Below are 6,352 nucleotides of genomic sequence, written 5' to 3' on the forward strand. Positions count from 1 at the left end.
TCCGCCTGCTGTTGAACCGCCTGTTGTAGCCGTTGTTGGGCGGCCCCTATCTGAGACAGCACCTCATCCAGCCGCCGGCGGTGCTCCCGCAGGGTTTGGCGGATCTCTTGTAGGCGGGCTGAGGAAACGCTGGGTTGCTCGGCCAGTTGTCGGTGAAGCTGTTCCAGCTCTTGGGTGGCTTGGGCAAAGTGCTGGCGGCTTTCCTGCAGGCGTTGGGATAGGGCTTGGGTGCGGGCTGCCACCTCCGGCAGTTCCTGGCGGGCCACCTGTAGGGCTTGCAGGCGCGCGGGCCAGAGCTGAGCTTGGGCCAGTTCGGCTTTCACCTGCTGGTGCAGGGATCCATCGTAGCCCAGGTGGTTTAACGCCTGTTCCACCTGAGCCAACCGCTCCGCCAGGGGAGAATCCGATCCCACTGGCGGGACGGAGTCCTTGGATACCGCCTGTTGCAGGGTTTCCAGTTGTGCCTGTAGAGATGCGATTTGCTCGCAGAGGCGAGAGCGGCGCTCTTGGGCCTTGCGGAGTTCTTGAGAGCGGCCCAGGGCCCAGCGCCAGCGCTCCAGTTCTCCCCGTTGTAGGGCGTGCTCGCGCTCGTCATAGCCCAGTTGGTGCAGGGCCTGCTGGATCTGCTGGAGCTGTTGCCGAGCTTCTTGAGCGTAAGCTTCCCGGTCAAGGATTTCCCTCAACTCTGCCGCCTCTGCTTGCCAGAGCTGGATTTGCCGACAGCGCTCCTGCTCGGCTTCCCACTGCTGTTGCAATCGCCCTTGAAGGTGCAGGCGCTCATCCCAAGTGGCCAGTTCTTGGCTAAGACGGCGGTATTCTTCTTGCAAGAGTTCGATCTCCCGGTCGGCCACCGCCAGTTGTTCGCGGATAACAAACAGTTGGCCGGCAATTTCCTCTTGACGCTCGCGGTGTTTTTTCAGCACCACATCCCGCAGGCGCAGGCTGAGGGGACGGCTACAGAGGGGGCAAGTCCAGTGGCGACGGCGCTGCGGAGCCATAAGGCTGGATCCCTGCGGCTCTGGTGTTGGCGTTGCGGGGGATGACTCGGCAGGCTGGCCGACAGAAGATAGGGCCGGGGATCCCTCCTCTTGTTCTGCTGCCTCCTCGACAAGGGCTGTCACCCTCGCCAAAGTGGGGATGGGGCGGCGCTCTCCCTGATCTTGTTCGCCTCGCGGAGCACTTTGAACGGGAAACGCCTCTTGACCTTCATCCCAGCTGGTCACCAACAGGCGGCAGCGTTCTTCTTCCTGTTGCCACTGTTGCTGGAGAACCCGCTGGCGTTCCTGGAGCTTTTGCACGAACAGCCGTCGTTCTTGGACTTTTTCCAACACCCGCTGCTGGTAGAGACGCCGTCGCTCCAGCTCTGCCAAGGCGGCCTCTCCTTCGGCGATTTTCTGCTCCAGTTGCTGCTGCTGTTGGGCTAGAGTTTCCTGGCTTTGTAGTTGCTGGCTGAGAAGCTGAACGCGGGCTTGCAGGCGTTCCCGCTCGCGGCGGATTTGCTCTTGCCAATGCTGTTGCTGCTGGAGAAGGACGGCGGCTTGAGCTTGGGCTTGGTTCAGGGCCTGGAGACGCTCTTGAGCTTGCTGGTAGTGGCGCAGGCCGATTTCGATGCGCTCCTGTTCTGCCAGCAATTGGGCATCGGCTTGGGCCTGGGCTTGGCAGGTGGCCAACTCCTGTTGCAGCCGTTGCATCTTGCGCAGTTGCTGCTGTTGCTGCTCTGCTTGCTGGGCTTGCAGCTTTTGGCGTTCTTGGAGCAGATGCTGCTGTTGCTCGAAGAGGTGGTGGAGATGGCGATCTTGGGCCATCAGGGCTTGGTAGCGTTCGTAACCCGCCAGGATGTCTTCACTCTGGGCGATCAGCTCTTCCAACTGGAGCAGGTGCTGTCGCTGGGCACGCCACTGTTGCTCGGTGTGCTGTAGGTTGGTGCCGAGCTTTTGCAAGTGTTGGGTAAGGTGTTGGTGGCGCTCCTGCAGGATGCAGCGATGTTCGTAGAGGCGCTCTAGGGCTTGCAATTCCTGCTGTTGCTGGGCTAGGAGCTGCTGCAGATGAGTTTGCCGTTGTTGGAGTTGCTCCAGTTCGGCTTGAATTTGGCCAAGGTGGGCCTGTTGTTGGTCGAGCTGCTGCAGGCGCTCTTGGAGCAGATCCGCTTTGAGCTTGGCGCTGCGTGCCCGTTCCCGACAGCGCTCGGCCAGCAGATCGTACTGCCCCAGCTTGAGCATGTCGGCCAAAATTTGCTTGCGCTCGCCAGGACGCTTCAGGGTGAAGGCATCCGCTTGTCCTTGTCGCAGATAGGCGGAGTGAATAAAGGTCTCGTAGTCGAGGCTGAGCTGACTTTGAATGGCCTGTTGGGTGGCGCGCATGCCGCGGCGGGTTAGGCTGCGCCAGCGAGGTTGGCCGTCGGTTTCTCCGGTTTGAATTTGCCACTCCAGGGATCCCTCGCCCGATAGATGACGGCTGCGCAGGATGCGGTAGGTTTGTCCTCGGGAGCGGTAGATCACCTCTACCCAGGCTTCGCTGGCCCCCTTGCGGATGAGATCGCTGTCATTGCTAGCCCGGCTTTGCCCCCAAAGGCCCCAGGTGAGGGCATCGAGCAGGGCAGACTTGCCTGCCCCATTGGGGCCACAAATGCAGGCAGTATGGATCCCACGCAGATCCAAAACGGCGTGAGCGTAACAGAGAAAATTGTGCAAGGTTAGGCGAACCGGGATCACGGAAAACTCTGAGGGGCTCTGGTTGCTGGAAAAAATGAGGTTGAGCCATTTGATCCAGAGTATCGCGTCAGCGGTGGGGAGCAACGAAGTGAGGAGAGAGGAGTGAGGATACTCCCTTCTCACTACTCTCCGTTCTTTTCTCTTTTCTCTCTTGTCTCTCTTGAGAGGGGATCCGATTGCATTAGCCGCTGACACAGTTGGGCAATCTGGGTGGGGCTGGCCTCGTCCAGCCAGCGGTGAAAGGCTTGGGATTCCTGAAGGCGGCCCATCAGTAGCGTGGGGATCTGCTCCGGACTGTCCAGTTCCGCCAGCCACTGCCGGGGAAAGCCGGTTGCCGCAGCCAGATCCTCGGGATCCCGTCGGCCTGCTTGCCACAGCGCTTGCAGTTGGGCAATCTGCTGGGGGATCTGCTCCCAGCGGTGGCCAGAAGCAGTCAGGATCAGGGTTCGGGGCTGTGCCTGTTGCAGCAGTTGTGCCAAGTCCGCCGGTAACCAGGGCCAGCGGGCCAGTACCAGCTTTGCCCCTTTTGGTGGTGGAACAAAGTTCTCGGCCTCCTGCCCGTCGTAACAGATGGCCCCCTGCTGCGAATCCGGCAGGGGTTTCTGCCGAGAATCTTGGATCTGTAGGCGAGGGGCGGAAATGGTGGGTGCCTGCCACTCTCCCGCAGGGCGCACCGCCAGCACTTTGCCCTGCCAAGGCTGTCTGCCCCGGTCATCCGCCTCCAACTGGAGGGCGATGTCCAAAGCCTGGCATTTTTGCCAGCGCTCCAGCTCTTCTCCGGCCTGCCAAAACCACAGAGTACGGGATCCCGGCGAGCCTTGGAGTTCAAACTTGAGGTGGCGGCCATTGCGGGAGACTCCCAGGTTGGAGCTATTGGGACGGAAGTTCATCAAGGCAACGACGGGGTTGGGGTTGCCGTGCCCAAAGGGCTGCAGAAGCTGCAATTGCCGATACACCTCATCCAGCTCTGCCACCCCATCCCGATCCTGAGAGACCAGTAGCTCCCAGTCGAGGATAATCTCCACCGCCAAGGCGCGAGCCCGCTGATCCGGGCTAACCCGCGCGGCCAGCTCCCGCTGCAACGCCAGTTGCACAGCGGCCAGGCAAGCCAGATCCACTTGGATCCTGGCGGCCATGGGGTGTCCGCCTCCCCGCCGCAAGAGGGGGCGCACGGCCTCGATGGCCTCCACCAGGTTCACCCCTGGCAGGGAACGGCCCGACCCATAGCCCCGTCCCGCCGCTTCGTCTTTGGCGATCAACACCGTTGGGCAGTTATACTGCTCCACCAAGTGCGCCGCCGCGATCCCTAGAACCCCTGGGTTCCAGCCGGCTTCCGCCAGAACAATGGCTCCTTCCCGGGTCAGATCCAAGCTCTCTACCTGTTGGCTGGCCTCTTGGATCACTTGCTGGGTGAGCTGCCGGCGCTCTTCGTCAAGGGCAACAAACCGTTGCACCAGCGCCTGGGCCCGCTCTGGATCGGAGGTGGTCAGCAGCTCCACTGCTAAGCTGGCGTCTTCCAAGCGGCCAATGACGTTCAACTTGGGGGCGATGCGAAAAGCAATATCCTGGGCTGTCGGCGACCTCTGGAGCTGGCCGTTGCTAACCTGGGCCAGCAGAGCTCGCAACCCCGGGCGCTGCGTACTGGCCAGCACCGGCAGGCCCCGCTGCACCAAGTAGCGGCACTCCCGCTGCAACACCGCCACATCGGCCACAATTCCCACCGCCACCAGATCCAGGTGCTGCTCGACACCAGGGATCCCTAGGGCTTGGTAGAGCGCCTCCGCCAACTTGTAGGCCACTCCCACCCCCGGCAAGAAGCGCAGCGGATGTTCAGCCGGCAATCGCAAGGGGTTGACCACCGCATAGGCAGCGGGCAAGGGATCCGGCAGCATGTGGTGATCCGTCACGATCACGTCCACCCCCTGGGCTTGGGCCATGGCAATTTCGGCAGCATTGCCCACCCCGCAATCCACCGTCAGGATCACTTGGCAGCCCTGGGCCAGCACCTGCTGTAGCCGTTGAGGATTGAGCCCGTGCCCCTCGGTGCTGCGCAGCGGTATGGAGAACTGGACTCGGAAGCCCAAGGGTTGTAACGCCGAGAGCAGGAGACTGGTACTGGTGACACCATCGCAGTCAAAGTCCCCCCAAATGCACAGGGTCTCTTCCCTTTCCCGTGCCTGCAGCAGCCGCGCCACCGCCCGCTCCAGATCCGGCAGGGATGCTGGTGGTGTGGGGGAATAGTGTTCGGGATCCACGAAGGCCTGCGCCTGCTCCCAGGTGTGCAGACCCCGCAGAGCCATCACCTTGGCCGCATACTTGCCATATTCCCGGCTCAGTTGCGGATTGAACTGGGGGGGAGTGGGCAGCAGCTCCCAGCGGTATTCCATGCAAGCTCGACAGGGATAAAGGTTCCTAGGAGCCTATCAAAAACTGCCTGGGGAGAAAAGCAGCTTGGGATCCCCAAGAAGGCCTGGTGACCTGCTTATTGACAGCAGTGGGAAGCCACACAACAAGCGGAGGGGTGCTCGTGATTGTGGGTGGCACAGGCTTCGCTGCAGTAGAGTTGGCCTTCGTAGCGATAGCCTTGGCTGCTCTCGAAGCTGCAGTTGCAGTGTTCACAGGCACAACGGACAAGGGTGCTGGTGGACATGATTTTTTTCTCCTTCTTTTCTAGGGATCCTCTTGTCGAAGATCCGCGTCTCTACACCCTAGCGGTTGCTCGGCAACGATGCTGAAACAAGAATCAGAATCATTTTTGGCACTTCACCGATTACAGCCTATGAATTAGGATACAAGTATCCAAGAGAAAAGAGAGATATATACCAACCTATTTGTTAGATTTATCCCAAAGAGTTGTGGCAGCTTATCAGGCAGGCAAGACCTCCACTCGCCAGGTAGCGGAACAGTTCATGGTAACCCAAAGAACACTGCACCACTGGGTGCATCAGTATCAACAAACTCAGGATTTATCCCCCAAGAAAGTCGGCACAAAGCGAGTAGGTATTCTGGAACAACACCGGCAAGAAGTTATGACGGTCATTGAAAGGCGCCTGAACTATTATCCGTGGTAGTATCAGGAACTGCTACGAGAGCAACTGGATACTGATGTGAGTGCTGTTACGATAGACAACTTTTTAAAAAAGCGAGGAATGACGCTAAAAAAGAATTACCGCAGTGTAAAAATCAGAGAAGAGGAGGTGCAAAGGCAACAATTAGCCTATAGCTAAGAAGTCAAGAATATACCAGTGGAAGATATAGCTATTCTAGACCAGACAAGGGTGTGAGAGGCAATGGAACGGAGGGGTATCTCGGAGTTTACGCAGTCAAAGAGCTTACAGTTACCGTCAGAGATGCAAAGGGAAAAAACATAAGATTATTGAAGCTATTTCCTGGAGAGAGGCAGTAGGCTGTTGTGTTATCAAGGGTGGAATGCAGAAGAGCAATTTTCTGGAGTTTTTGCAAAGTGACTCATGTCCGGAACTGGATGCGCGGAAGGTGGTGATTAGAGTTCGGAAGTGGAGGGTTTGATTCAAGGAACAGGTGCGCGGATCATAGACCTGCCTGTGTATGCACCAGAGTTGAATTCGATTGAGAGGATGTGGTCGGTATTGAAGCCTTTTATCCGGCAGTTTTCCAGAGCC

General features: G+C 59.0%; 3 protein-coding genes and 1 pseudogene. 1 reads left to right on the forward strand and 3 read right to left on the reverse strand.

The window, feature by feature from the left end; genetic code table 11:
* The 3 genes from NW819_RS00315 to NW819_RS00325 all read right to left on the reverse strand — a co-directional run.
* On the reverse strand, positions 1-2,795 hold a 2,795-nt coding region (locus NW819_RS00315), incomplete at its 3' end, for an AAA family ATPase (protein WP_414412545.1).
* Between the two features lie 38 nt (positions 2,796-2,833).
* Positions 2,834-5,098 (reverse strand): single-stranded-DNA-specific exonuclease RecJ, encoded by a 2,265-nt coding sequence (recJ, locus tag NW819_RS00320; protein WP_414412546.1) that lies wholly within the window; start codon positions 5,096-5,098, stop codon positions 2,834-2,836.
* 95 nt (positions 5,099-5,193) lie between these two features.
* On the reverse strand, positions 5,194-5,361 hold the full coding sequence (locus tag NW819_RS00325; RefSeq protein ID WP_414412547.1) for a conjugal transfer protein TrbI: 168 nt from the start codon (positions 5,359-5,361) through the stop codon (positions 5,194-5,196).
* A gap of 169 nt (positions 5,362-5,530) precedes the next feature.
* Here NW819_RS00325 and NW819_RS00330 point away from each other — a divergent pair.
* Positions 5,531-6,352: pseudogene (locus NW819_RS00330) on the forward strand (transposase); the annotation flags it as partial.

Source organism: Synechococcus sp. R8-2 (assembly GCF_047461715.1).
GTDB lineage: Bacteria > Cyanobacteriota > Cyanobacteriia > Thermostichales > Thermostichaceae > Thermostichus.